Annotated in this window: 21 protein-coding genes and 1 pseudogene; 12 read left to right on the top strand and 10 right to left on the bottom strand. The window is 50.4% G+C overall.

The features are described 5' to 3' along the window. Nucleotides 1-3 precede the first annotated feature (3 nt). The 4 genes from ABV298_RS06065 to ABV298_RS06050 form a co-directional block, all read right to left on the bottom strand. Nucleotides 4-2,175, bottom strand: a complete 2,172-nt coding sequence (locus tag ABV298_RS06065; RefSeq protein ID WP_353721271.1) for a molybdopterin cofactor-binding domain-containing protein — start codon at nucleotides 2,173-2,175, stop codon at nucleotides 4-6. A 9-nt stretch (nucleotides 2,176-2,184) separates the two neighbouring features. Beyond that, nucleotides 2,185-2,646, bottom strand: a complete 462-nt coding sequence (locus tag ABV298_RS06060) for a (2Fe-2S)-binding protein (RefSeq protein ID WP_353721270.1) — start codon at nucleotides 2,644-2,646, stop codon at nucleotides 2,185-2,187. A 256-nt stretch (nucleotides 2,647-2,902) separates the two neighbouring features. Beyond that, complete coding sequence (locus ABV298_RS06055) at nucleotides 2,903-3,343, bottom strand: methyltransferase dimerization domain-containing protein (RefSeq protein WP_353721269.1); 441 nt, start codon at nucleotides 3,341-3,343, stop codon at nucleotides 2,903-2,905. Nucleotides 3,344-3,702: 359 nt separating this feature from the next. Continuing rightward, nucleotides 3,703-6,921: a carboxypeptidase regulatory-like domain-containing protein gene (locus ABV298_RS06050; protein ID WP_353721268.1), complete on the bottom strand. Its 3,219-nt coding sequence runs from the start codon at nucleotides 6,919-6,921 to the stop codon at nucleotides 3,703-3,705. Between the two features lie 236 nt (nucleotides 6,922-7,157). Between ABV298_RS06050 and ABV298_RS06045 the strand changes: the two genes are divergently transcribed. Further along, nucleotides 7,158-7,625, top strand: a complete 468-nt coding sequence (locus ABV298_RS06045) for a carboxymuconolactone decarboxylase family protein (RefSeq protein WP_353721267.1) — start codon at nucleotides 7,158-7,160, stop codon at nucleotides 7,623-7,625. A gap of 32 nt (nucleotides 7,626-7,657) precedes the next feature. Here the strand turns inward: ABV298_RS06045 and ABV298_RS06040 are convergent, their stop codons facing one another. From ABV298_RS06040 to ABV298_RS06025, 4 genes are all read right to left on the bottom strand, one after another. Then, nucleotides 7,658-8,158 carry a PPC domain-containing DNA-binding protein gene (locus ABV298_RS06040; protein WP_353721266.1) on the bottom strand — a complete coding sequence of 167 codons (501 nt, stop codon included), beginning with the start codon at nucleotides 8,156-8,158 and terminating at the stop codon, nucleotides 7,658-7,660. Nucleotides 8,159-8,283: 125 nt separating this feature from the next. Further along, nucleotides 8,284-8,922, bottom strand: a complete 639-nt coding sequence (locus ABV298_RS06035) for a response regulator transcription factor (protein WP_353721265.1) — start codon at nucleotides 8,920-8,922, stop codon at nucleotides 8,284-8,286. 384 nt (nucleotides 8,923-9,306) lie between these two features. Beyond that, nucleotides 9,307-10,473, bottom strand: a complete 1,167-nt coding sequence (locus tag ABV298_RS06030) for a histidine kinase (RefSeq protein ID WP_353721264.1) — start codon at nucleotides 10,471-10,473, stop codon at nucleotides 9,307-9,309. A 66-nt stretch (nucleotides 10,474-10,539) separates the two neighbouring features. Next, a complete protein-coding gene (locus tag ABV298_RS06025) occupies nucleotides 10,540-11,334 on the bottom strand; it encodes a LytTR family DNA-binding domain-containing protein (RefSeq protein ID WP_353721263.1) in 795 nt (264 codons plus the stop codon). 904 nt (nucleotides 11,335-12,238) lie between these two features. Here ABV298_RS06025 and ABV298_RS06020 point away from each other — a divergent pair. The 11 genes and pseudogenes from ABV298_RS06020 (at nucleotide 12,239) to ABV298_RS05970 (ending at nucleotide 24,117) form a co-directional block, all read left to right on the top strand. Further along, nucleotides 12,239-13,501: a YdcF family protein gene (locus ABV298_RS06020; protein ID WP_353721262.1), complete on the top strand. Its 1,263-nt coding sequence runs from the start codon at nucleotides 12,239-12,241 to the stop codon at nucleotides 13,499-13,501. A 288-nt stretch (nucleotides 13,502-13,789) separates the two neighbouring features. Next, a complete protein-coding gene (locus ABV298_RS06015; protein WP_353721261.1) occupies nucleotides 13,790-14,191 on the top strand; it encodes a PD-(D/E)XK nuclease family transposase in 402 nt (133 codons plus the stop codon). Next, nucleotides 14,175-14,294, top strand: a pseudogene (locus ABV298_RS06010) (hypothetical protein); the annotation flags it as partial. The gene ABV298_RS06015 and the pseudogene ABV298_RS06010, both read left to right, overlap by 17 nt. Then, nucleotides 14,295-14,537, top strand: coding sequence for a hypothetical protein (locus ABV298_RS06005; RefSeq protein ID WP_353723289.1), 243 nt, complete (start codon nucleotides 14,295-14,297; stop codon nucleotides 14,535-14,537). Between the two features lie 261 nt (nucleotides 14,538-14,798). Next, nucleotides 14,799-17,174 carry a TonB-dependent receptor gene (locus tag ABV298_RS06000; RefSeq protein WP_353721260.1) on the top strand — a complete coding sequence of 792 codons (2,376 nt, stop codon included), beginning with the start codon at nucleotides 14,799-14,801 and terminating at the stop codon, nucleotides 17,172-17,174. Between the two features lie 51 nt (nucleotides 17,175-17,225). Further along, nucleotides 17,226-18,254, top strand: coding sequence for a sensor histidine kinase (locus ABV298_RS05995; RefSeq protein WP_353721259.1), 1,029 nt, complete (start codon nucleotides 17,226-17,228; stop codon nucleotides 18,252-18,254). An 18-nt stretch (nucleotides 18,255-18,272) separates the two neighbouring features. Further along, complete coding sequence (locus ABV298_RS05990; protein WP_353721258.1) at nucleotides 18,273-19,040, top strand: LytTR family DNA-binding domain-containing protein; 768 nt, start codon at nucleotides 18,273-18,275, stop codon at nucleotides 19,038-19,040. A 161-nt stretch (nucleotides 19,041-19,201) separates the two neighbouring features. Beyond that, the gene (locus tag ABV298_RS05985) at nucleotides 19,202-21,334 is read left to right on the top strand and encodes an ATP-binding protein (protein ID WP_353721257.1); all 2,133 of its coding nucleotides are present in this window, start codon (nucleotides 19,202-19,204) and stop codon (nucleotides 21,332-21,334) included. A 483-nt stretch (nucleotides 21,335-21,817) separates the two neighbouring features. Further along, nucleotides 21,818-22,213, top strand: coding sequence for a DUF1801 domain-containing protein (locus ABV298_RS05980; protein WP_353721256.1), 396 nt, complete (start codon nucleotides 21,818-21,820; stop codon nucleotides 22,211-22,213). Between the two features lie 75 nt (nucleotides 22,214-22,288). Beyond that, complete coding sequence (locus ABV298_RS05975) at nucleotides 22,289-23,191, top strand: hypothetical protein (RefSeq protein WP_353721255.1); 903 nt, start codon at nucleotides 22,289-22,291, stop codon at nucleotides 23,189-23,191. Beyond that, complete coding sequence (locus ABV298_RS05970) at nucleotides 23,188-24,117, top strand: hypothetical protein (protein WP_353721254.1); 930 nt, start codon at nucleotides 23,188-23,190, stop codon at nucleotides 24,115-24,117. The genes ABV298_RS05975 and ABV298_RS05970 overlap by 4 nt, the downstream gene beginning before the upstream one ends. Nucleotides 24,118-24,504: 387 nt before the next feature. On the opposite strand, the gene ABV298_RS05965 is transcribed toward ABV298_RS05970, so the two are convergent. Next, complete coding sequence (locus ABV298_RS05965) at nucleotides 24,505-25,569, bottom strand: response regulator (protein WP_353721253.1); 1,065 nt, start codon at nucleotides 25,567-25,569, stop codon at nucleotides 24,505-24,507. Nucleotides 25,570-25,586: 17 nt separating this feature from the next. Continuing rightward, nucleotides 25,587-26,822, bottom strand: a complete 1,236-nt coding sequence (locus tag ABV298_RS05960) for a PAS domain-containing sensor histidine kinase (protein WP_353721252.1) — start codon at nucleotides 26,820-26,822, stop codon at nucleotides 25,587-25,589. Nucleotides 26,823-26,897: the final 75 nt, after the last annotated feature.

Below are 26,897 nucleotides of genomic sequence, written 5' to 3'. Positions count from 1 at the left end.
CCGTCAGGAAATATCATCGAGACTAAACGGCAACCGCCGGATGCGGCGGCCTGTGAGGTCGAAAATGGCATTGGCCAGGGCCGGGGCGAACGGCGGAAGCCCCGGCTCGCCTACGCCGCCGGGCTTTTCGTCGTTTTCCATAATATGTACTTCGATAGGCGGAACGTCGGCGATGCGCGGCATCGGATAAGTGTCGAAATTTTGCTGGACAGCCTTGCCGTCGTCGAATGTCGTTGCGTGGGTGGTAGCAGCGCCTAACGCCATCACAATACTTCCTTCGACCTGGGCGCGGATGATGTCGGGGTTCACATACCATCCGCAATCCATCAGTGCAATCACTTTCTCGATCCTTACTTTGCCTTCCGCGTTGCGCGTCACCTTCACCACATGGCCGCAAATGCCGGTGAAGCATTCAGTAAAAGCGACACCCCAGCCGTGGTTTTTGCCTCGCAAATGCCAATTGGTAAGTTTCGCCATATGGTCGATCAACGCCTGGTAACGTTTGTCGGGCAAATGCTCGCGCCGAAAAGCCAATGGATCTTTGCCGGCCAGGTGCGCCAGCTCGTCGATAAAGCTTTCGCAGGCAAAGCCGTTCGTAGACGCGAATACCGAGCGCCACCACATTACGGGTATAGGCGAATGGATTCCCGCCCCGCCGAAGCTGTAATGCGGAATCCCCTGTTTGTACGAGGGCAGTAACCCCTCAAAATCGCCGGTATTGTAACTTGCCGCTTCCGGCCCGGCCGGCGGAATGGGTGACCATTCCTGCCCGATCCATTGGGTGGCGGTATGGGCCTGAAACGCGTGGATTTTTCCCTGGGCGGTTAGTCCGCTTCTTAGCCTGTAAAATGCTCCCGGGCGAAAAGGACCGGCGGTCATGTCGTCCTCACGTGTCCAAACGACCTGTACCGGCGCGCCAATCTCTTTGGAAATGAATGCGGCTTCATAGGGATAGTCGGGGAAAGCCTTCCGGCCGAATCCGCCGCCGAGGAAGGTCATGTGCACCGTTACACGTTCAATAGGGATATCGAACCGCTGGCTCAGATCGGCCTGGACCCAGTTGGGCTCCTGTATTGGCCCCCATATTTCGATCCCGCCGGTCCGGAAGTCCGCAATGCAGTTCAACGGTTCCATGCAAGTGTGCGACTGGTAGGGTGTTTCATAGAACGCTTCCAGTTTTTGGGGAGAGCCCGCATATTCGTTTTCGAATCGGGGCTGCGGGCCAATCTTTTCCAGGTTTTCACGCATTTGTTTTTCGAGTGATTGCGAGCCGGGGTATTCAAATTCCGCATCTTCCCAATCCACTTTCAAAACCTTCCTTGCCTGCATGGCGGCCCAAAGCGAATCGGCCACAACGGCCACTCCTTCACAGAATTGCGAGAATACCGGCCTGCACACCTTAAAGACGTCGGTGACACCGTGCACTTTCCGTGCTTCGGAATCATCGAAACCCTTAACCTTTTCCCTGAACCGTTTGCTTCGTTCGATCACGGCATATCGCATACCGGGTATCTTTTTATCGAGTCCGAAAACGGCGGCACCATTGGTTTTCAGCGGAATGTCCTTCCTGGGAATGGATTTGCCGATGACCTTGTAATCGGCCCGTTTTTTCAGCACGACGCCTCTGGGCGGAGCGAGTTTCGCCGCTTTTTCGACCAATGTGCCGTAAGCCAGTTTTTTTAGAGAAATCCGATGGATTACCCCGCCATTTTCAGCATGGCATTCGTGCTTCGGGACCTTCCATTCCGTTGCTGCCGCCTCGATCAGCATTTCCCTTGCACAGGCGCCGGCGCGTAACAGCCGCGGGGCCCATCCGCGTACGGAAAAGCTGCCTTCCTGTGGCTGAGGGCCATATTTTTCCGGATTAGCCGGTGCGAAAATGACATTAACGTCTTCCAGCCGGACTTCCAGCTCTTCGGCCAGCATTTGCGGGAGGGCCTGGAAAGTTCCCTGGCCCATTTCGGAGCGGTTACACATTAGCGTAACCCTGCCTGTCGGATCGATGGTGACCCACGACATCAGCACGGTACCCGGCGTAACCTTGTCTGTAACCGGATTGATAATTTCGGCCGCCCCGTGCCCCTCGGCAGGCAAGCAGGCAGCAAGCGTAAGCGCCGCCCCCGACCACGCGGCCTGCCGGAGGAAAACCCTGCGTGAAATGTCCCGTGATTTCATGGCAAATGCTTAACGGGTGTAGCCGGCAGCCGTTTTAATCGCCTTGCGAATGCGGGGATACGTGCCGCACCGACAAATATTGCCGCTCATGGCCGCGTTAATAGCGTCGTCGTCGGGGTTCGGGTTTCCGGCCAGTAATGCCACAGCCGACATAATTTGTCCGCTCTGACAATAGCCGCATTGCGGCACCTGCTCCGCGATCCACGCTTTTTGTACCGGATGCGAATTGTCGTCGGAAAGCCCCTCGATCGTTAAAACCGGCTGCTCACCCACCGCAGAAACCGGGAAAGAGCAAGACCGGACCGGCGCGCCGCCCAGATGTACTGTACAGGCCCCGCACTGTGCAATCCCGCAGCCATATTTCGTGCCGGTGAGGCCAATCAGGTCGCGGATCGTCCAAAGCAACGGCATTTGCTCGTCGGCTTCGACGGTATACTGTCTGCCGTTTACAGAAAGCGTGTAGGAAGGCATAGGCAGGTTGGATTGAAGTTTTTGAATACTTCAAATGTAGAATAGGGCCGGGGGGATGGCAAATCGGATTGACCACGGGCAGATTTGAAGTGATAAGATGCGCTTCCGATCGTCTGTTCCGGCTGCGGGCGGCTCGTCGCTGCGAGCCGTTCGGGGCGGAACGTCGGGAGGAGAATTTCAGGAATGCGCAGAGGTGCGGGAGAAGTAAGAAGTTAAGAAAAGGGGAGGGTTATTGCCATCCCCTCGATGATGTTCCCTACGCCACCATTGTCGAAAGCCGGTTCAAGTCCCACCGGTTTTGGCTGCTTGCTATGCTTACAACTTCTTTGAGGCTATGTGCCAGCGGCAATTTCTTGTCGTGCAACATTTCGAGCAAATCGCCCAGGTAATCCGGTTTTTTCCGGTTCAGGAAGGTGTCGGCCTCGGGGGAATTGCGGTAAATGGCGGTGAAGCCTTTGCCCTGGCGCCTGATAATGCCCCACGATACCAGTGCATCGAGAAATTCCAGGGAGGTTCCGCTGTGCAGGCCGAGTTTTTGCCTGATTTCCGAGACAAACAGCGGCCCCTCCGCCAGTTCGGTAAACAGGCCCAGCCTGATCGCGGTCATTAATGGCTTGGCAGACCAGAACCCTGTTCCGATCCGGATAATGTTCACAGGAGTGATTTCCTGCTCTTGTTCGATTTCGATAGTATTCATGGCTAATTGATCTTGATGTTCCCGAAAACGCATTCCCTGTATACGCTCCGCTGGGATGAAACATGTTCTAAAATAATGTCAGAAATTAAACATACGGAACGCCAATGTGATGAACTGCCGAAACCAGGGGTTAAACCGGCCGAAAATTGGTGTAGCCTGTCCCCTCGTTAACGATCATTTCGCAGAAATGTGTCGATGCGTTGCAGGAAATTTGATTTTAGAGACATAAGCCAGCCAATCTCACCACAGGAGGGAATGTCTTTTGCAATGGGCCGGGGATTGGATAAAAAAGGAGAAAAATAAAAAAAGTCCCGGCTGCTCGCGCGGCCGGGACCTGGCATTGTATCAACCGGGGCGTTTTAGAAACTATAACGCAAGCCGATCTGCACCTGGTAAGGATTACCCGATGGCGTAACTATACCCGCAGTGTTCACGCGGTATACAAACTGGTTTTCCTTCTGGTTGAATGCTGGTACCGCTGGTTTACCGTTCGCGGCCGGAATACCGAGGGCGTAAAGCGCCTGCGTACCGAGCGACTTGTTGCGGCCCCATTCCTTATTGAGGAAGTTGGCAAAGTTGAAAACATCGGCAGATACTTCGATAGCGTGGGTTCCGGCGATTTTGAAACGCTTCGATGCGCGAACATCGAATACGCCGTAGAAGCCATTGATACCACCGTTCCTCTCGGCGATTTTGCCTGAGTTTTTGATGATATAATCCTTGATGCTCTGGCTGGCATTCGGGTTATCGAGGATGGCCTGAAGACCTGTACGCACGTTTTCAGGTACGTTCGGGTCGTTTCTGTCGAAAACGAATGCAAGGTCGTTCTGGCCCGCGACGAAGTCGCCGTTGGTGTTACCGCCCGACAACAGGGTATAGCGCGTGCCGCCGACCCCAGAGTAACGAACCCCCACATTGATTCCCCAAAAGCTGGGCAGCGAGCCATAGAATACGATTTTGTGACGGAACTGGTTGTCGGAGTACGACATCCGGCTCAAATCGCGGGGGTCGTCACGAACCGGTAGCGAAAGCGTCGCGCTGTTCGCTACGTTTCCATTGAAAGACGTGTTGTCTTTAACATCGTTATAGGTGTAGCTCAAAGTGATCTCCCCGTCGCGGAAATATTGATATTTCACGTCGGCTACAAAAGAAAATGAATTGACTTTTCCCTCACTGTTCAGTTCCAGCACGCGACCGAATTGGGTGGATTTACGTCCTTTCAGCCAGTCGCCCGCGCCATTCGCCGGCATTTCGGTGCCACCGGGTACGAATACCCCGCGGTTACCTTCGTTGGCCAGACGGAAGAATGGTTCGTCCACCATGTTTCTATCCACGTACATATAATTGTTGCGGCCGAGGGTCATATATCCGGCAATTCCTACTTTCAGCTTGTCGGTCAGGTATTTATTGTAGGATACGTTGGCCTTGTACATGATAGGTACGCGGGCATCGGAGCCGTTGGTATTGATTGTCGGCAACTGGAACTGGGCCAATGTAGGAATGCTGTTGTAATTGGCGCGGTAAGCGGCGAAATCCGGCGTCGGGATGTTCGGGCTGCGCACGTCGACTGTCGCCAGGTGTTTTCCGTCGAATGTAAGGTTGTTGATTACCACATAGTTATTGATGTCCGATGCGAACACGCCGCCGCCGATACGGAAAATATCGGTATGCCTGTCGTTAACATCCCAGGTGAACTGTACGCGCGGCTGCACCACGAACGACTTGATTTTGTTGTCGGTACGGATTTTCAATGCGTCGTACAACGTCTGGTTCAACGGCGAGCCGGGGTAATGCGCATAGTCGAGGCGGAGCCCGGCAACCACATCGAGGCCTGTTGCCAGCGTAGTTTTCAATTGCCCGTAAATGCCTGCATTCCAGATGGTCCCTTTTACCGACCAGTCGTCCATCAACGGCACTTCACGGTAATAGCGGTAAGGTTTCAGGTCCTGGAACTGGTCGAGGGCCGTTTTGCCCGCAGCGGCATCCACCGTGTAATGGAAACGGCCGTTCACCTCGGAACCATAAGTGGAATGCGAGCGTGTCATCATGATATCCGCACCGAATGTGTATTCTACTTTATCGGTGTTGTAATACAGGTTATCCACCAGCTGGACCACATTGTTGGTGAAGCGCTCCTGCGCGAAACGGTGCCCGCCCATCTGGATATTGGTCGAACGCGAAGATCCGTCGCTTAGGACCGAGTTGATATTCTCCACGATCGCCCTGGGGATGTTGGCCGATGGAAGCTGGTCGCCGGGGACACTTCTTTGTTTTGTAAACAAATGCTGCACTTTCAGCTCATTAGTCACCTTCGGGCTAAGTGTGGAGCGGAGCGATGCGAGCAGGCTGTTGTCCTGGTTGAAATCGTTACCGTACGATTCGTAAATGTTGATCGTGGTGTTATCGGCCAGGCCGAGTTTGTTACGATCGTTGGTGTAGTTGTCACGGATCGTCAAAAGGTTCCTGTTGTTCAACTGCCAGTCAATACGGGCAAATACGGCGTCGGAACCGCGTTTTTTGTCAAATGAACCAAACTGCGGGTCGTTGGAAACACCGTATTTGCTGCGGGCGATGCTCACGAACTGGTCGAGTGTAGCACGGGTTACATTGAAGCGGTTTTCGTCGACGGGACTGAGAATATCGGCAATGATCAATGGGCGGCTGTCCTGCTGATGGTCCCAGGCCACGAAGAAATGCAACTTGTCTTTCAGGATCGGTCCGCCAAGGGAGAAACCGAACTGGTTGGTGGAGAACTTGTTGTTCTGCTTGTTGCCGCGGATGTCGTAGGGGCTCGATAGCCAGTCGGCGCGGGTGTAGTTGAATGCGCTGCCGCTCAGCTGGTTGGTGCCCGATTTGGTGACCGCGCTGATCGTACCGCCGCCGCTCCGGCCGTAGGTTACATCGTACTGGTTGGTAACCACCTGGAACTCGCGTACCGCTTCGATCGAGATCGAATATGGGGCGCCGCTCCGGCTGGTGGTAGAGCCGGCGGAAGTCGGATTTTTCGCGTTCATGCCGTCGATGGTATAGTTAGTCGAAGAACCCAGCTGGCCGGCGATGTTACCTCCGCGGCTCAATGGCGATAAATCCATCAGCGAGGTAAAGTTCCGGCCATTTACCGGCAACCTGGTAATATCCCTGGCAGAAATGGCCGTAGAAGCACCCAGGTTTTCGATCTTGTTCTTGATCCCGGAAGCTACCACGCTCACCACTTCGAGCGTCTGACCCGCTTCTTTCATACTCATTTTAACCTTTATCGCGTCGCCCTGGTGGAGGATATAACCGGTCAGTTTCTGCTCGCCAAAGCCAACATAGGTTGCCGTTACGGTGTACGGGCCGCCCAACGGAAGTTCTTTGAAAGCATATTCACCTTTGGCGTTGGTAACGGTTCCTGTCGTGAAGCCTGTCGATTCGTTTTTCACCTGGACGGTCGCGCCGGCCAATCCGGCGTTTTGATCGTCGGTGACCGTACCGGAGATCGATGCCTGCGTGGTTTGTGCCCTGAGTACCGCGATGTTGCCGAAGCAGCAGAGCAATGTCAGGATAATAGGAAGTAAAAATCTCTTATGCATGGGCATGTTATTGGTTAAACAAAATTTGCCGCAAAAGAAGAGTATCTGCTTATCCGGAATGTTATTGAAATGTTATGTTATTGTAAAGTCAAGGTAACAACCGATTTTATCCCAGGCGCACTTTAAAAAACTGAATTTTTTTTGTCGACACTGTCCAATCCCGAAAAAGCCACTCGTCATTGATATGAATCCGTTCACTCATTCCCCGTTTCACGGCGGATCATTCAATCATTCAAAATCCCATGACACAAAGAATCAATTTTCAGGAAAAAGGACAGAAAGCATTGAAAGCCATGTACGCGCTCGGTGGTTACCTGGCCAAATCGCCGATCGAGAGGCGTTTGTTGAACCTCATCTATTTCAGGGTATCGCAGATTAACGGTTGCGCGTTCTGCCTGGATATGCATTCGAAAGACCTGCGGGCGGAAGGCGAGACCGAGCAGCGGTTATATCTTCTGAATGCCTGGCGTGAAGCTCCGTTTTACTCCGAACGTGAGCGAGCCGCGCTCGCCTATGCCGAAGCCGTCACGGTTCTCGAAGGCCACGAAGTGTCCGATGAAATATTCGAAGCGGTCAGCGCGCATTTTTCTGAGGAGGAAATCATCGATCTGACTCTGGCGATCACGACGATCAATTCCTACAACCGCTTCAATATTGCATTCCGCACCGAAGCAGGGAGCTATGAGCCCGGCCAGTTTGCCGTGCATTAAGCACTTCATCAACCCACACCCCGAGGCGCACATCAGTCTTTCAATTGAAGCACGTTGGCGCCGAGGGGGTGTTCCGTAACCCGTTTCAGCGGCTTTTCGTGAACGATTACGGTAATTTCCAGTGAGCCCGTGCTCACGGTAGCGCCCAGCAAATGGCCGCCATACGCCCGGAAATCCTTTCCCGTCGCGACGCCGTGGCAATGCAGGGAAGGTTTGCCGTCTTGCCAGGCAATGGAGCCGGTCATGGACGCCAGTTCCACTCCTTCGAACTCTTTTGGCTCGTATTCCTTCGTTTCGAAATTGAAAAAGCCGAACCGCGCATTTACGAATCCCATTCCCGCGAGTGTAGCCGACGGGATTTTCTGCTCCACGGCCATTTTTTCGATTTCGGCGAAAACGTCGTCACCCTGCCGGAGTACCATCAGGTAGCCAACAGGAATCTTGGTGTACCGGGGATGGTTTTGAGACCCGGCGTGGGCCGTCACCGCAGCTAATGACAGCGCCGTAAAGAGAAAGAATGCGAAATTATGCATAGTTGCGATCGGGTTTTGGTTCAAAGCGCTATGGGCAACAATTGTGCCCGGTGCGCAATGCCATTGCCGTTATTCCTTCCGAAATGGAGGTTGCGGTACGTGGAGCGGTAATGGGGAAAAGATCTTCAATCCATATCCTTGTAATGCCTCACTTTCTGGAACATTTCGATGAGTGTGGACACTTGCAGCTTTTCAAATAGCCGTGCCTTGTACGTGCTGACGGAGCTTTCGGTCAGGTCCAGTTTGGAAGCTATCTCCTTGATCCAGAATCCTTCGATCAGCAGGTCCATGATCGTAATCTCGCGGGTCGAAAGTTCGAGCAGGGGATTGTCGGCGCGGTAGTTGTGTTTGTCGAGCTGGTTCAACAGCTCAGCCTTGATTCGGGGGCTTACATACCTGCCGGTGTCGACCACCGAAACGAGGGCAGCCCGAAATTCTTCGGTATTCGAGTTCTTGGATATAAAACCGTTCGCTCCCGAGCGGAGATAATGGATCCCGTAGATTCGTTCTTCGGCGGAAGAGAAGATCAGGATCGCAATGTTCTTCTGAATGGCGCGCATGGTCCCTATCATTTCGAACCCGAGACCCTCAGGAATCCGAACGTCGAGGATTACGAGGTCCAGCGGCCGCGCTTCCAGTTCCGCCAGGGCCGAATTGAAAGAGCCTGCTTCGTAAATGACGGCATCTTTGTACAAATCCTGAACGAGTATTTTCGTGGCGAGCCTGATAATCTGATAGTCTTCTACAATTAAAATGTTCTTCATTCAGACATGGTCAAATACAAAAATCATTTCCATTTTCTGTTGTGGAAGGCCCAATGACTAAAACAACCATAAAAGAAACTCCGTGGAGCAGAAAAAAGAAACTTTTCAAGATTCCAGAAAATTACCTGTTTAAAATCAATGGAAAGTGAGGGTGTTTGAACCTGCGTTTTAGACAGGCGTTTCAATATGAAAAGTTAATCTCAAAAATAAAAGCAAACTAATTGTTTAGTAAGATCTTTTGACAAGATCGGGACATGTGCAGCGTATTATAAGGTTGCCAGCGTGTTGATGCTGTCGATGTTAAGTAATTGATCAGAAATGTGTTCGGATGTTTTGAGCACCTGACGCTCGCATATATACGGAGCCAACAGGGACGACCGCCGTTCAGGATATTACGTGTCTGGCAACGCCGGACATGTCCAGTTCCAGAACCAGGTCCACGCTGAATTCCGACTCTGTTTGTTGCACCGACAGCTTGTGTTTTTCCGGGTAAAGCAATTGCAATCGCTTGGACGTGTTGCTCAGCCCGAATCCGCCTACCTTTTCACCGGATTTTCCCGCCGGCTTTTGCAGACGCGTATTTTGGGGGATATTATTTTTAATGGAGAAGTGCAAAGTGTTGTCGTACAGGTCGATAGAAATATTTACATAAGACCCGTATTTGCTTTTGGCCGGGCCATGTTTGAATGCGTTCTCGACAAACGAAACCAGCAGCAAAGGAGCGATCATATATTCCTCGGGATTGCCCGACAGGCGATAATTAATGGTGACCTTGTCGGAAAACCGCGCACGTTCGAGGGCCAGATACGTTTCTATATAACTGATCTCTTTTGCCAGTACCACGCTTTCCTTGCTCGATTCATATAAGCTATACCGCATCAGGTCGGATAGTTTAAGGACGAGGTCGGCCGCTTGTTCATCGACGTCGACTGTTTTGGTATAAATTGCATTGAGGGTGTTGAAGAGGAAATGCGGATTGATCTGGGATTTTAGAAAACTGAGTTCGAGGTTCAGGTTGTTTTTTTGTAACTGGAGGCTTTGGGTTTGTAAATTCAGATTGGCTTTTTCGAGTTGGAGCCGCTCCATTTCCAGTTGCATATTTTTTGTCCTGGAATTAATAATGTCCCGCATAACTTTTATTGCAAGCAGCGGTGTGATATAGTACAAGCTCCACGCATAATCGGTATAGGCAATGTCGAAATTGGTGAAGCAGCTGGTCAAATAGTTACCCGTTTGATAAAAATCCCATAATTTGTCGATATAAGACGGGTTTTCTACGGACCCGTTGGTTATTGTGGAAAGGTATCTGAACTCATGATAGTTGGTAAGGTGAATGAGCAGAAAGATCGCAAGTAAGCTGATTATAAGCAAGATTATCTTCCTGGTGTACAAAAAGCGGGGAAAAATGACGTACCCGAGCAGATAGAATACGGAAACCGATTGCAAAAAGACTACTATCGAAGCATGTGCGATAACATGGATATTGTCTTTCGCAAACGCGGGGATACTGTAATAACGGACCACGCACCAAAGCGCAATCCAGGCCAGCACGTGACATATAACCCTGATTATATTTGCCCGTTTCTCAGACGAAATAGGATCGAAACGCATAACCTCTCAGATTCTGTTCTTCTGTAAAGCCGCGAGCACATTGGCACGATAGGTCACTCCGATTGGAATTTTGCGGCCGCTATTGGTAGTTATCTCATTCCCTTCAATTTCCCGGATTACTTTTTTATTGACGATATACGAACGATTTACCCTCAGAAACTGCTTGGGTGATAATGCTTCTTCGATTTTTGCCATCGTCATATGGATAACCGCAACACCGTCAGACCAATATAATTTCAGATAATCGCGCATGCCCTCGATGAAATGGATTTCACCAGGTGCAACTTTAATGAGTTTCTTATTCTCTTTTAATAAAAGGAAGTCGTTTCGGGTACCGGTAAACTCAGCCTCCTGCACCGGCTCCGCCCATTCTTCGGGTTTCGTCAAATAGACCTGTTCCGCCTCCATAGTGGTGGGCAAACGTTTTTGAAGACGTGCACTGTCGACTTTATTGACAGCCTTTAAAAACCTTTCAAAGGATACAGGTTTGAGCAGGTAGTCGGTTAACTCGTGTTCGTAGCCTTCCAATGCATACGAGGGGTCGGCGGTAATCATAACGATGGCCGGTCGGGTGGCCGGAAGAAGTTTTAAGAGTTCAAAACCAGTCATTTCCGGCATTTCAATATCCAGGAAAATAACGTCCGGTTTCATTTCCCTGATCAGAAAAAGGGCGTCGGTAGCGCTTTCGGCGAAACCTGCCAGTTCAAGAAAGGGAACCTTCTGCACATATTTTTCAATCAATCGGCGTGCATCAGCCTCATCGTCTACAATTATACACCGCAACCTGCCGGGAGACAACATACTCTGACCTTAACTACTGTATCAAATTTTCATTCGTCTGCAATAATATAGGTATTGGTCGAAATAAATACACAATTCGGCGAAATTATTTTAGTTCCAGATCTATTTGGGATTACTTTAAACCCGATAACGAACCGGACGTTTTGAGAAAGAAATAAAGACCCTATTGGCCATGACAAAAAAAACATACATAATTGTATTGAACGAGAGGAAAAAGATGCGTGCGGCGCAGCTTCATATAAATCAGATTATACTTCATTGCAAACAACGCCGGTGACCCGGCTTTGCACAGTTTAATTTCGGAGATTTTTCACGTGGTCTCTGACTTCCAGGTGTTACCAGCGTATTTATAAGCTGTTTGATTTGGATTTAAGCGGGAAAAGCGCAATTTTTATCTAGCAAACGGCATATCGCGACGTGTACCGGAAAACGTTAACTTTTATAAGTAAAATGGGTGCTTAAAAAATAAAAAGCTCCTGGCATTTTGTCGGGGGCTTTTTTGTTTCAGTATTTGTTAACAAGTTGTTTAATTAATTCCGGTTTTGATACAAAAATACAAGTCACTTTGTAGTTAAATCTCGACAAATAATAAGCCGCTGGTTATTCTACATTTCTTCCCTTCACCTCCGCGGCCAGGTCCGTCTGCATTATTACGGCAATCATTCTAATTATGTGACAAAGCCGTCACAGCGTGCTCTGCGACGTGCGCAATATCGTCCGGGACAATGCGTATATCGAGAAGCGTTCCACGAGTGCACGGCGGACGTTTTCTTTCTTGTATGGTGGTATAGCTACGACGGGTCGCCGCATTCGCTGATGCTTTTTTGTTTCTTAACTTTCAGTTAATGCTTCCATAAAACGGAATCACTTAGTTTGCAGACCTTTTTAAATTCCTTTTATCCCTATGACTAAACCTTTGATCCTTGGCTTTTTAATGGTCCTCGCGCTGAACAGTTTCGCCCAAACCAGCCGCGCGCCGAAGCAAGAGTACCAGCTGCTGCCCGGAAAATCATTTGTACAATCCAAAAACTGGTATTTACTCACGCTGTTTGAGTCCCTGCCCGATGTGAAGACTTTACTGGAAAAGGACAGCGAACTGGCAAATGTGGCTTCTTCGAAATACAAAAGCCTCGAAACGTCTGTAAGGGAATGCAAGAACGACTTCCGTTGCTATACGGATAAAATGAAGTTCTCACCCGAAGAAGTTAACGCGATAGGAATGCGGCTGGAAGCGCTTTACGACGAAAACAATGCGTTGGGAGAGCTGATGAAACAGCACCTCGTTCCTTCCGGAACGTATATCCTTTTCAAAGGCGCAAGCGGCCGGGAATTGCTGAGAAAGGCCTGGGAGCAGGACGCCAGGAGTGTTAACCACGCCATTGAGGTATACGCGGAAGGCAAAAAGCCGAACTATCCTGCCATCGACTCCATTGAATTCAAAACCACCGCGAAAAGTTATCCGGTTCTGGTTTATGACGTAACCGACATTGTTCGTCAGGAAAGGAAAAGTACGGGGCTGTTCTTTGGGCCGTCGATGCACTACGCGCTGCAATTTCTGGAAGTGAACGAAAGGCACGAAGCGGCTGATTATGAGCCGATGGTTGCGACGGTGAACAAGGCGGCATTCGAGCGTGTAAAAAAAATCGACTGGAATAAATTCAAATATACACTGATTCTCGTTCCGGGGGCAGGCCCGGATACCTATGACCGCGGGTTGAGCGAAGGGGGAATGCTGCGTTGCCGGGTGGCCGCATTGCGCTATTTTGAAGGACTGGCACCTTACATTCTGGTTTCAGGAGGGCGGGTGCACCCGTTCAAAACGAAGTTCAGCGAGGCGTTTGAAATGAAAAAGTTTTTGATGGAGGTGTTGAAAGTGCCCGAAAACGCGATTATCATGGACCCGCATGCGCGCCACACTACTACGAACATGCGTAATGGCGTGAGGTTGTTGTACCGCTATGGAATGCCGGTCGATAAGCCTTGCCTGGTTTCGACAATGCGCTCACAAAGCTACTATATCACCAACGACGCTTTCGTGACCCGGTGTTTGAGGGAAATCAATCACGTGCCTTATAAGTTGGGGAAGCGGCTCAGTGAAACTGATTTCGAGTTTTATCCGGTACTGGATGCTTTGCACATCGACGCCGATGAGCCGCTTGATCCCTAGGATTAACCGCTCTGGCTGAGATCGCCACTATGGGTTAGCGCCCAAGTCCTCTTAGGCAACATGGCGGATCACCGGGCAACGTACGAAAGTCGGGGATTAATGGCTGATGAAGTGTATGGAAAACCGCCGGCGCAGGTCTCTTAACAGGAATGATGCGATCCCTCATTTCCCTACTGCCGTTTGATAAAATGGAAGTCAGCGAACGGGCTTTGCAGAAGTTCGGTAGCGGGTAATTCTGTATGTTCCGAGATCGAATTTTTTATCATCACACACTAAATACCATTATCCATGCAGGAAGTTCGCTCCGGCAGGTTCATTGATCCGTTTACCGATTTTGGTTTTAAGAGAATGTTCGGTACCGAGGCTGGCAAGGATGTATTAATCAATTTTCTGAATGAAGTGCTTGCCGGTGAGCGCCGGATCGCCGATTTGACATATAATCAGAATGAGAATGGTGGTCAGCAGCCCGGCGCCCGCAAGGCTATTTTCGACCTGGTTTGTACCGGAGTCGACGGCGAACAGTTTATCATCGAGGTGCAACGAATAAGGCAGAAATACTTTAAAGACAGGTGCCTGTATTATGCGGCTTCGCTGATTCGCGACCAGGCGAAAGCGGGTGGGGCTAACTGGGAGTACGATTTAATAGGACTGAGCTTGTCATGGAATTGGACAGATGGCTGTATTTGTTGAAAATCTGAGTAAATTAGATGAGATCCCGGTCGTTCTCAGGACGCCCGTTTTCGACAAAGCTTTCAAAATTGCAGAAGTTTGTAACCTTAATCAGCAAGAAAAGATGGCGTGGGATGCATATTTGAAGGCCAAATGGGATAATGAAAATTCCATGGCGTACGCGAAGGAAGAAGCAATAGAAGAGGGAATGAAGGAAGGTTTTGCAAAAGGTATAGCCAAAGGCAGGGAAGAAGGTAGAGAAGAAGGCCTGCTCCTTACCGCCCGCAATATGAAAGCCAAAGGATTCGACCTCCAAACGATCGCCGAAATAACCGGGTTGTCGGTCGGGGAGATCAAAAATGCTTAGCGAATATCTTTTCCCTTAGCTGCTTCAACCTTAGCTCTTTCACGACTGCTTTCAGAGTGATCCGTGCGCGGATCGGATAATGGCGTATTGCCCTTAGTTTATTTGTTTCTGCGGAATTGGTCCTCCCGATGCCTGCGCCGCAACGATTCCCCGCATTCTCCCGCCGTTTCGCCCCCCCGATCCATACGGTTAACCTTCCGGCGTATTTCAAACCGGGAGTGTTACCGGGAATTTTGGCATAGTAATTCATAAACATAGCCAATGAAAGCATTACTATTAGCCATGACATTTATTTACGCTGCTAACCTTTACGCACAGGAAGGCACGCAAACAATCCGGGGAAACATACGCGACGAAGTTTCCAAATCACCGGTGATCGGCGCATCGATACTACTGGTCGGGGAATCAGCGGAGGGCCCGGTAGGCGCGGTTACAGATGTTCACGGAGACTTCATTATCGTTGGGGTGCCCACGGGCCGGCGGACTTTTCAGGTGACGATGATTGGGTATGAGCCTCAGCAATTGTCGAATATTATCGTTACCGCTGGGAAAGAGGTGATTTTGAATGTAACCCTGACCGAGGCTGTGCAAAACCTGAATGAAGTACTGGTTACCGCCGACCGGAAGAATGACAAAACGAGGACGAATAATGAATTGTCGGTCGTGAGCGGCCGGTCTTTTAATGTGGAAGATACCAAACGCTACGCGGGGGCATTAGGAGATCCATCGAGGATGGCGGCCAATTTCGCCGGTGTAGTGTCGGGCGATGACTCACGAAACGATATCGTCGTGCGTGGCAACTCGCCCTCAGGCACATTGTGGCAGCTCGAAGGCCTTAACATTCCTAATCCCAACCATTTCGGCTCGTTTGCGGCCACAGGCGGGCCTGTAAGCATGCTCAACAACAATGTTCTTGGGAAATCCGACTTTCTTACCGGTGCCTTTCCCGCTCAGTATGGGAATGCCTTATCGGCGGTATTTGACCTGCAATTGCGGGAAGGCAATAATCAGAAACATGAGCTGATGGGGCAGGTCGGTTTCAACGGCTTCGAACTGGGCGCGGAGGGGCCTTTTACCAGGAATTCCAAAGCATCCTTCCTTTTGAATTACCGCTATTCCACGATGGGGCTTTTCAAGGCGCTTGGCTTGCAGTTCGGTACAGGCACGGCCATTCCGGATTATCAGGACCTGAATTTTAAAATCGCAGTGCCCAAGGGAAACAAAGGCAAACTGGCACTTTTTGGGATCGTTGGAAGCAGCGACGTGACTTTCCTGGGGAATGAGGTTGATACAACGCTTACGAATTTATATGGCACTGAAAATACGAACACGCGGGTCAAATATGGCACCCGCATTTTCGGACTGGCTTATGAGCACAATCTTACCCCTAAAACGTTTGCCAGACTCACTTTGGGCATGAGCGCCACCCGGGAGCGGTTTAGCGGCGATTCCATCAGCAACGTTAGCCGTGAGGCGTTTTTGAGCGGAGAAGCCAGATATAATACCTCCAAATACTCGGCTGTTTTGAACCTGAGACATAAAATAAATGCAAAAAGCAGCCTGTACGGAGGTGTGACGGTCGACTTGCTTGATTTTGCCCTGTACAACCGCTCTATCTATCAGGCAGGGAAAATCGATATCGTCCGGGCGGATGTGAGCGGGGAAAGAACCGTGCTCACACAGGCGTATGCGCAATGGAAGTACCGTGTTTCGCAGCGTGTGATTTTCACGACGGGTGTCCACTTTCAGCATTATGATTTGAGCAACAATGTCGCTGTGGAGCCGCGGGTAGGCCTGCAATATGCGTTTGGGGAAGGACAGTCGGTGAGTGCCGGTTACGGTTTGAACAGCCAGGCACAGAACATCTACACCTATTTTGTGCAAACACCTGGTGAATCGGGACCCGTGCAAACGAACAGGAATCTGGGTTTTACCCAAAGCCACCATTTTGTACTCGGTTATCGGAACCGTCTGACCGAGAACCTGCTTCTGAAAATTGAGCCGTACTACCAGGTATTGTTCAACGTTCCGGTGGAGCGCCGGGCGTCGGGTTATTCGGCGCTGAACATGGGTGCGTCGTTTGGGCCCTCCGATCGCGACAGTCTGGTGAACGAAGGTACCGGGCACAATATGGGCGTCGAACTCACTTTGGAGAGATATTTCAACAAAGGCTACTACTTCCTATTAACGAGCTCCCTGTTCGATTCGAAATACAAAGGCAGCGACAGGGTGGAGCGTAACACCGCCTTTAATACCAGATATGTGCTCAATGCGCTCGGAGGCAAGGAGTTCCGATTCGGTAAGAACAATGTTCTCAGCGCAAACATTAAAACATCGCTGGTAGGCGGCAAGTATGTCACACCGCTGAATCTGGCGGCGTCGCGTATCAAAGGCTCTGCCGTTTACGATGAAAACCAGGCGTACTCCCTTCGGCAAACAGCCTACTTCCGAACCGACATCCGTTTTTCCTACCGTCGCGAAATGCGCCGAAGCACAATGGAGTTTTCGATGGATTTGCAGAACGTGACTGCCCGCAAAAATATTTTCCAGCAAACGTATAATCCGAGGACCAACGAGCTGGCAAATCAGTACCAGCAGCCATTTTTCCCTGTACCCTATTTCCGATACACATTTTAATTGAAATTTGGCCGGTAAACGAGTAGTTTGCCCGCCAAATTTCATACACGGATGAAAGAAAAGGCCTACACGCTCAACGACCGGAAATGGAGGATGATCGGCATTCCGCTCATGGGGTTGTCGATTGCGGTAATGGTCAATTTCGATGAATTTCTGAAACTGAGCCGGCTTTTCTTCGTTAGTGTACTTTTTTCGACGCTGCTTACGCTTACTTTCTGGGAGGGTAACAGGTACATTATTATCCGGATGCGACGGATTTTCCCGGAGTATGCCCAAACCAGTAAACGGATAGCGGCCGAGGCCGTATTGGCTGTCGCGTATGTATTGCTGGTGTCGCTGCTGCTCGATGAGCTTTACTATAAACCGGTTTATCACATAAGCGCCCTCGCAATGGGTTTCCGGATCAGTATCGTGCCTACCGTGATCGTCTACCTGGTTTATGAAGCCGTTTACTTTTTTGATGCCTGGAAAATGAATGTTCGGAAAACGGAGGCATTCATGCGGGAAAATGTACAGTCGCAGCTGGAAGTGCTTAAAAATCAGCTCGACCCGCATTTTTTATTCAATAGCATGAATACGCTGGCAGCGTTAATCGACGATGAGAATACCGCTGCGCAGGATTACCTCGAAAGGCTGTCGGACGTATATCGTTATGTGCTTGTGAGCCGCAATAAAAATACGGTGCTGCTGGGCGAGGAACTGGCGTTTGTGGACGCTTACGTGTATCTCAACAAGATCCGTTTCAGGGATAATTTGCGGGTTGAAAAGCAGCTGTCGCCGGTTGCATTGACGCGGCATATTGCACCGCTCAGCCTGCAAATGTTGATCGAGAATGCGATCAAGCACAATGTGGCCTCGCGGGAAAACCCGTTAAATATCCTGATCCGTGAGGAAGCGGAGGGATATCTGGTGGTTGAAAACAATATTTCCGAAAAGACCATTCTCGAAAAATCGACGCGGGTGGGCCTGCAGAACATCGTCAATCGATACAATCTGTTGACAGACAGGGCCGTGGAGGTGGTTCGGGGAGGGGAGAAATTTACCGTTAAAATCCCGCTGCTTGGGCAGCAGGCCGGTTAATTGGATAATGAAGTGGCTATGAAAATACTGATCATTGAAGACGAATATCCGGCTGCGGAGAGGCTGGAAAAGCTGATTAAAAAGCTCGACCCACGCATGGAAGTGACGGCTGTGCTGGAAAGTGTGGAAGCCGGACGGGAATGGTTCGCCCATGCGGAGCCTGTGGACCTGATTTTTTCCGACATACAGCTCGCCGACGGGCTCAGTTTTCAGATATTCGAAGAGTTTCCGGCACATAGCCCGATCATTTTTACGACATCCTACGATGAGTACGCGATCAAGGCTTTCCGGGTCAAAAGCATCGATTATTTGCTGAAACCCATTAAGGCGCCCGAACTGGCGGAAGCTATCCGGAAATACGAGAATATCCGTGAAGACTTTTCACCAAAGGCTTACGCAAGAAAAGTGGAGACGCTGCTGGATAGCCTGGAAATGACCAGAAGGCCATTTAAAACGCGGTTTCTGGTCAAAAATGGCGAGCAGCTGATCCCGGTCAATCAGGAACATGTCGCTTATTTTTACACCACCAATGAAATGGCATGCCTCGTAGCGACCGACGGCCGGCAATACCTGGTGGACTACAAGTTGGAAGAACTGGAATCTTTGCTGGACCCGGCGAATTTTTTCCGGTTGAACCGTCAGTTTATCGCCCGTATCGACGCTATCCGGAAGATTCATACGTATTTTAACGGCAAATTGAAAGTCGAGCTTCGGCCGCAGGCTTCGCAGGAGGTTGTCGTAAGCAGGGAAAAGGCCCCGGCATTCAAAGCGTGGCTTGAAATATAGCGTCGAAGGTCATCATGTAACCGGTTTTGAAGTAAGGTATACCAAATAAAATGTCCGCATATTCCTGATTTGTATGCGGTTTTTTACCTTTGTTTAACCAATCCTCGAAAGATCGGTTTCCCTACGACAGACGCCGGGGATGAATCGACAAACTGTACATGATGAAAATTCCTTTACGCCCCCTGTCACGGGCATTAGTGATCTGGACCATCCTGTTGGTTGTCATACTGGGCTCGTTCGTATTCGTGATATTGCTCACGCGTGTGAAGTCGCAAACCATCCGTGAGAACATCCAGGAACTCCGTAAGGATGTGAATGGCTATCAGAAAATTGATACCTGTATTTCGCTATTATACGTCGCCGAAAACAACAGCCGGCTTTTTATCATTACCCAGGATTCTACCTATTTGCGGTTGTTTACCAGCCAGTTGCAAACCGTTTCCAATATCCTTACCGAATTCGAAACCGAGCGGGCCAACCGGTCGTCTGCATTGTCGGGACTGATAGAAAGCAAGCGGGAAAGTAACGACGAATTCATCCGGATGAAAATTCTTGTCGACAGCCTGCTGGCGCTGTCGGTCCAGCGCAGCGAGCAGGACAAGCAGGAACTTTCGAAACAACACCGGCCGGCCATTCGGGTAAAAAAGACGTCGAAGGTCGATTCGGTGGTAGTGGCCGATCCGAGAAAGAAGAAACGTGGCCTTTTCAAGCGGCTGGCCGACGCCATCATCAACAAGCGTGACGACGAAGTAACCAAAGAAAAGACCAAAGTGATTATCCAGCGCGATTCGCTGATAATGCCTTACCTGCTCGCACAGGAGCTAGACCTGAGCCGTTACGATGAATATAACAGGGTAAAAAGGCAGTTGAATGAAGCAGAGCAAAGGTTGCTGTTCCTGAACGGCGAGCTCTTTGCAAATCTGCAACTGACGCTGAAAGGGCTGAAAGCAGCCGAGGAGGCAAAAGCGAGGCAGTTCAGAAGACTGCTGTTAACGGAAACGTCCGACAAATTCGAAGAGGTTAACCACCTGCTGTGGGTAGGTGCCCTGGTAGTCCTGGTGATGACGGTCATTATCATCCGGAATGTGATTAAGCTATACCGTAACGACGTCACAATCCTCCGATATGCCGCATTGACGACCGAGACGGCCAAACAGAAAGGCGAGTTCCTCGCACAGGTAACGCACGAGATCAGGACGCCGCTGAATGCGATCATCGGTTTTTCCCAATTGATGGACACCGGCCGGCTCGACGGGCAAATGAAAGAAAGTGTCGAGGCTATTCAAAGCTCCTCGCGGATTTTGCTGACGCTCGTGAACGACCTCCTCGATTTCTCGAAACTGGAACGGGGTAAATTATCGCTTCAATACCAGCCTTTTAATCCTGTGGAGCTGATCAACGAGGTGCTCGCATTGATGAGCGTTCTGGCCGATGAAAAGGACATCCGCATCGTTCCTGAGTTGAACATCGCGCGGGAGATTTATCTGTTAGGTGACGAGTTTCGGATAAAACAGGTGATGATCAACCTTCTCAGCAATGCGATTAAATTCACGCCGGCACGCGGAAATGTGATCGTTGAAGCCAGTCTCGACAATGCCGACGGGCAGAAAAAGCACCTGAATATCGGTGTGAAGGATTCGGGGATTGGCATCGCGCAGGAACATTTGGGGGAAATATTCAAGGATTTCAGCCAGATCGACGGTCCGTCGGTTGTGAAGCAGGGAACAGGACTCGGGCTTGCTATTTGCAAGCGCATCGTAGAACTGCACGGAGGAAAAATTTCCGTCCAAAGTGTGCTGGGGAAGGGGTCTGAATTTAAGGTCGACATTCCGATGCAGGTTGCTGAAAAAGTAAAAGTACGGCCTGCGGGAACACGGCCGCCTGCAATATCGCCGGTTGATTTTAAAGGTAAAAAAGTACTCGTCGCCGACGATACGAAACTGAACCTGGTGCTGATGAGCAGGTTGCTCGAAAAGCACGGGCTTTCATACGATCTGGTCGGCTCGGGGGACGATGCGCTCGAACTTTTCGAAAAACAACATTACGACCTCGTGATTACCGACATCCACATGCCCGGAATGGATGGAGCCGAGCTGACGAGGCAAATTCGGAGCAATGCGGATTTATCCAGGGCCATGACGCCCGTGGTAGGGTTCACCGGTGATCTGTCCGACCGCGACAAGGATTTTTACGCGGGTCTTGGTATTACAGGTGTGCTAGGCAAGCCGTTCTCCGAAAAGGAATTCCTTACAGTGCTCGGGCAGGCATTCAACAGGCCGGGTACGACCAGTTAGCGAACTTCAATCAGGCTCCGGTAAGGCAACGAATACCGTTCCCTGCCCGGTACTATGGTCGCTTCGTATTTCCCCCGGGCGAGGTCGGACGGAATGCGATAGGCACCGTAGTAAAAGTCTTCTCGCCATATTCGATGCCCACGGTGGTACCATCCGCGTCCAATAGCGGGAAATATCGTTGAAGTGCAGCATATCATTCCCGAATTCTTCCGGCAGTACGATCTGAATGTAGTTTCTCGCGGTATCCAGTTCTATTTTTTTTGCCCCTGCAACCTTCACCGACCTCAGGAACCGGTTGTCGTGCAGGATTTCGTCCGGACCAACTTCCTTGTCTTTTTTTACAATAGTCGTGTTATGATTTTTTCAATGAAAATTTTAAAAATATATTTAAATGTTTATTTGGTTACTTAAATTAAATTACCGAATCGGTTAAGTCGAACGATCCGGGTGCTTTATTAAATCAAACACTCAAAAACGCTTGGCATGGCTAAAACAGATTTTAAATCCGTGGACGAATACCAGGATACATTTCAGGGAGAGAAAAAACAACGGTTGGCGACGATCCGAAGCATTATCCGTGAAGCGGCGCCGCAAGCAGAAGAAGTAATCAGTTACCAGATACCGGCTTACAAGTATTTTGGTTTCCTGGTTTATTATTCGGCGGCCACGAATCACATTTCATTGTCATATCCTTTCAGCGAGGCTTTGCTGGCGGAGTTCAGGACGGAGCTTTCCAAATATAAAATGAGTAAATCGGCCATCCAGTTTCCCGATAAAGACCCGCTGCCGACCGATCTGATCAGGCGGATCGTCGAATACCGGGTGAAGGAAAATGAAGCTGCTGAGGCTTCCAGGCCGCAGAAGTCCAAAAAGAAATAATGACCTGTATGACATTTCTCAGGATCCCGCCTAAGCAGCGTCAGTTTTCGGGCAACGGCGGTCGCGTACTTTTGGATGAATTACCAAGTCTTCATCCAGCATATGACGCCTCATACATTCCATATCCCGGTCCTAGGACTGGGATACTCCATCGATACACCCGTTAAAGTCGCCAAATACGGCATATCATCGGTTGTGTCGATCGTCGACGACGAACTGATCGAGCGCATGCGCATACATTACGCGCGCCGGTATCATGGAGACGACAGGCCTATTTCTAAAACAGAACCCGATTACCGGAGCCGCCGCATTACCGCTTATCTGGACCTCATGCAGCACGTTGTGGATGAGGAATTTAATGCGCTTAAATTGCAGCCCTTCGACCAGGACAGCGATATCGATCGCTATTTCAGCTTGTTACCTGCCAGTTCAGGCCTTAAACACCGCTATCAGAAAATGCTGGAAATGCCTGGCGGCCCCGAACGCGACGCCGAGGCAATTGCACTTCGTGGATGTATGACGGTAGGTGATATCGATGTAAACATTATGTCGAAAGTCGATAAAATGAATGCGGGCGCGGGTGGTAACCTGCCCAACGACATTGATTCCGATGCATTGGCGGCGCTCCGCGGATTTGCGTCGAGCAAGTTGTCGTCCTCGGTGGTTCTTTCGGCCGGTATGAACCCGCGGCTGTACAGTTACCTCGAAAACTTCGCCGACTTTTTCCCGGACGAGTCGGGCAATTTCCGCAAGAAAGTGATCCTCAAAGTGAGTGATTACCGTTCGGCGCTCATTCAGGCCAGATTTTTGGCAAAAAAGGGGATTTGGGTTTCGGAATTCCGCATCGAATCGGGGCTGAATTGCGGCGGGCACGCATTCGCGACCGAAGGGAACCTCCTGGGGCCGGTTTTAGAGGAGTTCAAAAGTCGCCGTACCGAAATGTTCACCGAAATACTGGCGCTTACGAACCGGCATTGACCAGCAAGGGCATTGCGCTCGTGGGCTTGCCGCATACCCGCATATCCGTGCAAGGGGGCATTGGCACCGCGGCAGAAAACGCTTTCCTGCTCGAACATTACGGCATAGACGCCACCGGCTGGGGGAGTCCGTTTTTGCTTGTGCCCGAAGTAACGAATGTCGACCAAGCCACGCTGGATGCGCTTGCGATGGCCGACAGCGACGCCTATTACCTCAGCGATTCGTCGCCGTTGGGCGTCCTTTTCAATAATTTCAGAAACAGCAGCGCCGAGAGGCAGCGTTTGGATCGCATTGCCAAAGGCCGGCCCGGCAGCCCCTGCCACAAACGCTACCTGGTTTCGAACACGGAATTTACCCGGGAACCTGTCTGCACGGCATCGCGCGAGTATCAGAATTTAAAAATCGGACAATTACTCGCGCAAGAGCCGAAACCGGTCGACTTGCAGGCGCAGATCGACGCTGTGACTGAAAAACTGTGTCTTTGTGACGGACTAAGCACCGCGGCGCTCATCAAGAATGGCCTCACGAAGCCGAAGGAAAACAAGGCTGTGGCGATTTGTCCCGGACCGAACCTTGCTTGGTTTTCAGGAGTTTACTCGCTCGACGAAATGGTAGGTCATATCTATGGAAAAATAGACCTGCTGGCCAGAAACGTCCGGCCCAATATGTTCATCAACGAGTTGAATTTGTATGTAGATTATCTCAAAAAAGACATTGAACGGCACACGGCAGCGCTGAACGACAAGAAGATGAAATACTTCGCCAAATTCCGTGCAAACTTGCTGGAAGGGATTAACTATTACAAAACGCTGATCCCGAAAATTACTAACCAGACAATGGCCTGCCGGCAGGAAATGATGGCGCAGTTGGAGGCGATTGAGGCAGGCTTTCATAACTTGCCCGTTTTATCCGAGTCCCCCGAGTGAAAAAGGCGAATGGCGACCTGATAATCGGGATGCGTTTTTCGCAGGAGCACCAATCTCCACGCCTAATGCTTTAAGCTCATCCAATGTCATTTCACCCCTCTCATAAGCTCGTATATCTCTATTTGTCTGCATCATTCTCTCGATAATGAATTTCCAGGGTAACGACTGGCGGACGATTTCCGGCACCGGTTGCATCGGTATCCTTCGGAACCTCTGTTAGTTTTGTTTGTTCCATGATTTTGATGATTGCTATACGTTTCAATCAAAACTAAGGCAAGCAAAATGAACGATTGTCGCTGAATACTTACGAATGATCAGGGGTGGCATTTCAATTAACAAACGGCAAATAAAAGATTCGGGAGGAGGATCTGGGCTATTTTTCTCCACCTAATTCCGCATTCGCGCCAGCTTTTCGTATTCCAAAACCGTGATTTGGCTGCCCTTCATATCGACGAGGCGTTCGTCCTTGAAGTCGGAAAGTGTCCGGATCACCGTTTCGGTAGCGGTTCCTACCATCGACGCGATGTCTTCGCGGGTGACGGCCATTGAAAACGGTTTCGAACGGTCTTCCTGATAACGCTGTACGAGCATCACGAGCGCTTGCGCCACGCGTTTGCGGACGGAGTTGTAAGCGAGCTGCAACAGTCGCTCCTCCCGTTCCTTGATCTCGTTGGAAAGCATGCGGATGAACTTGGAAGCTACCTCGCGGTTGCCTTGAAGCAGGTTGAAAAAATCGTCTTTAGGGATCATCGCTACTTCGGACTTTTCGAGTGCAATCGCCGTTTCTTCGTAGGCTGCCCCCTGAAGCAGATCGAGATAGCCGAAAAACTCACCCTCTTTCAGCAGATCGGTAATGTATTCCTTGCCGTTTTCATTCGATTTGTAGGCTTTTACCTTTCCTTTCTGAAGAAAATAAACGTGAGAAGGAAAGCTGCCTTCCGTGTAAATGGTCTCCTTTTTTTTCAGCACTTTCACCTTTTTGTCTTCCGCCAGTTTCATGATCGGGTCGAAAGCCTGAGCTTCCCTGATAAAGTGGTCGAGGCCTTCGGCGGAACGTTCGAACTGCTTTTTCAGTCGGTCGCTCTTTTTGAGGCGCATTTCCACGGCATTGAGCAGCTCCACGTCGTCGTAGGGTTTGGTAAGGTAATCGTCGGCGCCCATAGTCATGCCTTTGCGATAATCCTCCTTTTCAGCCTTTGCCGTAAGGAAAATGAATGGAATGGAGGCGGTACACTCGTCTTTTCCGAGCATATGCAGCACGCCGTAACCGTCGAGTTCCGGCATCATGATGTCGCATATGATAAGATCGGGATGGTGCTGGGTAGCAATCTGCACACCTTCCTTGCCATTTCGGGCGGTTACCACCTCGTAGTTGGCGAGTTCGAGGATTTCGGCGGTATTCTCCCGCATTTCGGGATTGTCTTCGATCAAAAGTATTTTTCTAGTCTCCAATTCTGATTCCGTTTTGGTCAGGCGTCGATTTTTACAGATGCTGGTTCGCGGTTGGGTAACTCCACAAAGAATGTGGTGCCAACGCCCAGTTCGCTCTGAAAGCGTACGGTACCGCCCATCAGTTCGATATAGTTTTGTACGATATTCAGGCCCAGACCGGTCCCCTGTGCGTTGCCCGCGTTGTTCGCGCGGAAAAAGCGGTCGAAAATATGGTCCTGGTCCTGTTGCGGGATACCGATACCCTGGTCTTGTACTTCCATGCGGATCATCCCGCCCCGGTTTTTAAGCCTCAGGAAAATCGATTTTCCAGGTTCCGAATACTTAATGGCATTCGAGAGAAGATTGAAAAGCACGTTGCGCAACAATTGCTTGTCGAGCCACGCGTCGGCTTCCCCCTCGTACGAAAAAAACAACTGCTGCCCTTCCTTGCAAAGTCCTTTGATTTCTTCGATCAGGTTCCTGGAAAATTCATTCAGGTCGGTCAGCACCGGAATAGCATGGATGCGGCCTTCTTCCAGCTTGCCGATGGACAGGAAGTCGTTCAGAATCTCGGTAAGATTGGTTACAGTAGATTTAATGCGTTGCACGTGTTTCCGGCGCTTTTCTTCGTCTTCCGTACGTGAATAGCGACCGATGAGCGACGCCGACGACAGGATCGTCGCGAGCGGCGTACGGAATTCGTGAGAGGCGATTGTCACAAACTGGCTTTTCATATTGTTCAGCTCGCGTTCCTTCGCCAGCGCGCGTACCACTTCCTCTTGCGATTGTTCGATGCGCTTGATGGCCGCGGCGAGTTCTTCCGTTCGCTGCTGCACGCGCACTTCCAGCTCCGCGTTCAGTTTTTGTATTTCAAGATTGGCTTCGATAATGCGACTCTCCTGTTTTTTGCGTTCGGTAATGTCGATCACAAAACTTACGACGAATTCGCCATCGCTGGTAGTGAAGGGGCTTAGGCTCACTTCGACCGGGAATTCGGTGCCATCCTTGCGCCGGGCAAAAAGGTCCATCATGTGGCCCATACCGCGCGCGCGGGGCGCTTCGAGATACTCGTCGCGGTATCCGACATGGTTTCGGTTGAACCGCTGCGGGATCAGCGTCTCCACTTTTTTACCGATCAGTTCCCGGTCGGTATAGCCGAAAAGCTCCTTTGCCTTTGGGTTAAGCATTACAATGTTTGCCTGTTTGTCCACCACCACGATCCCCTCGGTCGCGTGCTTGAACAGGGCATCCAGCATTTCGATATGCCGTGTCATCACCTGCGTATGAATTAAAATATCCGTATCAAACATACCAAAGTACAGGACACAGGTGAACACCGCAAGAATTCA

The organism is Dyadobacter sp. 676, assembly GCF_040448675.1.
GTDB lineage: Bacteria > Bacteroidota > Bacteroidia > Cytophagales > Spirosomataceae > Dyadobacter.
This window is presented reverse-complemented; position numbering and strand designations above follow the sequence as displayed.

Coding starts and splice junctions, on each gene's coding strand:
- ABV298_RS06045 (WP_353721267.1), top strand. CDS start 7,158: ATGACACAAAGAATCAATTTTCAGGAAAAAGGACAGAAAGCATTGAAA.
- ABV298_RS06060 (WP_353721270.1), bottom strand. CDS start 2,646: ATGCCTTCCTACACGCTTTCTGTAAACGGCAGACAGTATACCGTCGAA.
- ABV298_RS06065 (WP_353721271.1), bottom strand. CDS start 2,175: ATGAAATCACGGGACATTTCACGCAGGGTTTTCCTCCGGCAGGCCGCG.
- ABV298_RS05985 (WP_353721257.1), top strand. CDS start 19,202: ATGAAAATTCCTTTACGCCCCCTGTCACGGGCATTAGTGATCTGGACC.
- ABV298_RS05995 (WP_353721259.1), top strand. CDS start 17,226: ATGAAAGAAAAGGCCTACACGCTCAACGACCGGAAATGGAGGATGATC.
- ABV298_RS05975 (WP_353721255.1), top strand. CDS start 22,289: ATGAATTACCAAGTCTTCATCCAGCATATGACGCCTCATACATTCCAT.
- ABV298_RS06020 (WP_353721262.1), top strand. CDS start 12,239: ATGACTAAACCTTTGATCCTTGGCTTTTTAATGGTCCTCGCGCTGAAC.
- ABV298_RS06035 (WP_353721265.1), bottom strand. CDS start 8,922: ATGAAGAACATTTTAATTGTAGAAGACTATCAGATTATCAGGCTCGCC.
- ABV298_RS06055 (WP_353721269.1), bottom strand. CDS start 3,343: ATGAATACTATCGAAATCGAACAAGAGCAGGAAATCACTCCTGTGAAC.
- ABV298_RS05960 (WP_353721252.1), bottom strand. CDS start 26,822: ATGACACGGCATATCGAAATGCTGGATGCCCTGTTCAAGCACGCGACC.
- ABV298_RS06005 (WP_353723289.1), top strand. CDS start 14,295: ATGGCGTGGGATGCATATTTGAAGGCCAAATGGGATAATGAAAATTCC.
- ABV298_RS05990 (WP_353721258.1), top strand. CDS start 18,273: ATGAAAATACTGATCATTGAAGACGAATATCCGGCTGCGGAGAGGCTG.
- ABV298_RS06025 (WP_353721263.1), bottom strand. CDS start 11,334: ATGTTGTCTCCCGGCAGGTTGCGGTGTATAATTGTAGACGATGAGGCT.
- ABV298_RS06050 (WP_353721268.1), bottom strand. CDS start 6,921: ATGCCCATGCATAAGAGATTTTTACTTCCTATTATCCTGACATTGCTC.
- ABV298_RS06040 (WP_353721266.1), bottom strand. CDS start 8,158: ATGCATAATTTCGCATTCTTTCTCTTTACGGCGCTGTCATTAGCTGCG.
- ABV298_RS06015 (WP_353721261.1), top strand. CDS start 13,790: ATGCAGGAAGTTCGCTCCGGCAGGTTCATTGATCCGTTTACCGATTTT.
- ABV298_RS06000 (WP_353721260.1), top strand. CDS start 14,799: ATGAAAGCATTACTATTAGCCATGACATTTATTTACGCTGCTAACCTT.
- ABV298_RS05980 (WP_353721256.1), top strand. CDS start 21,818: ATGGCTAAAACAGATTTTAAATCCGTGGACGAATACCAGGATACATTT.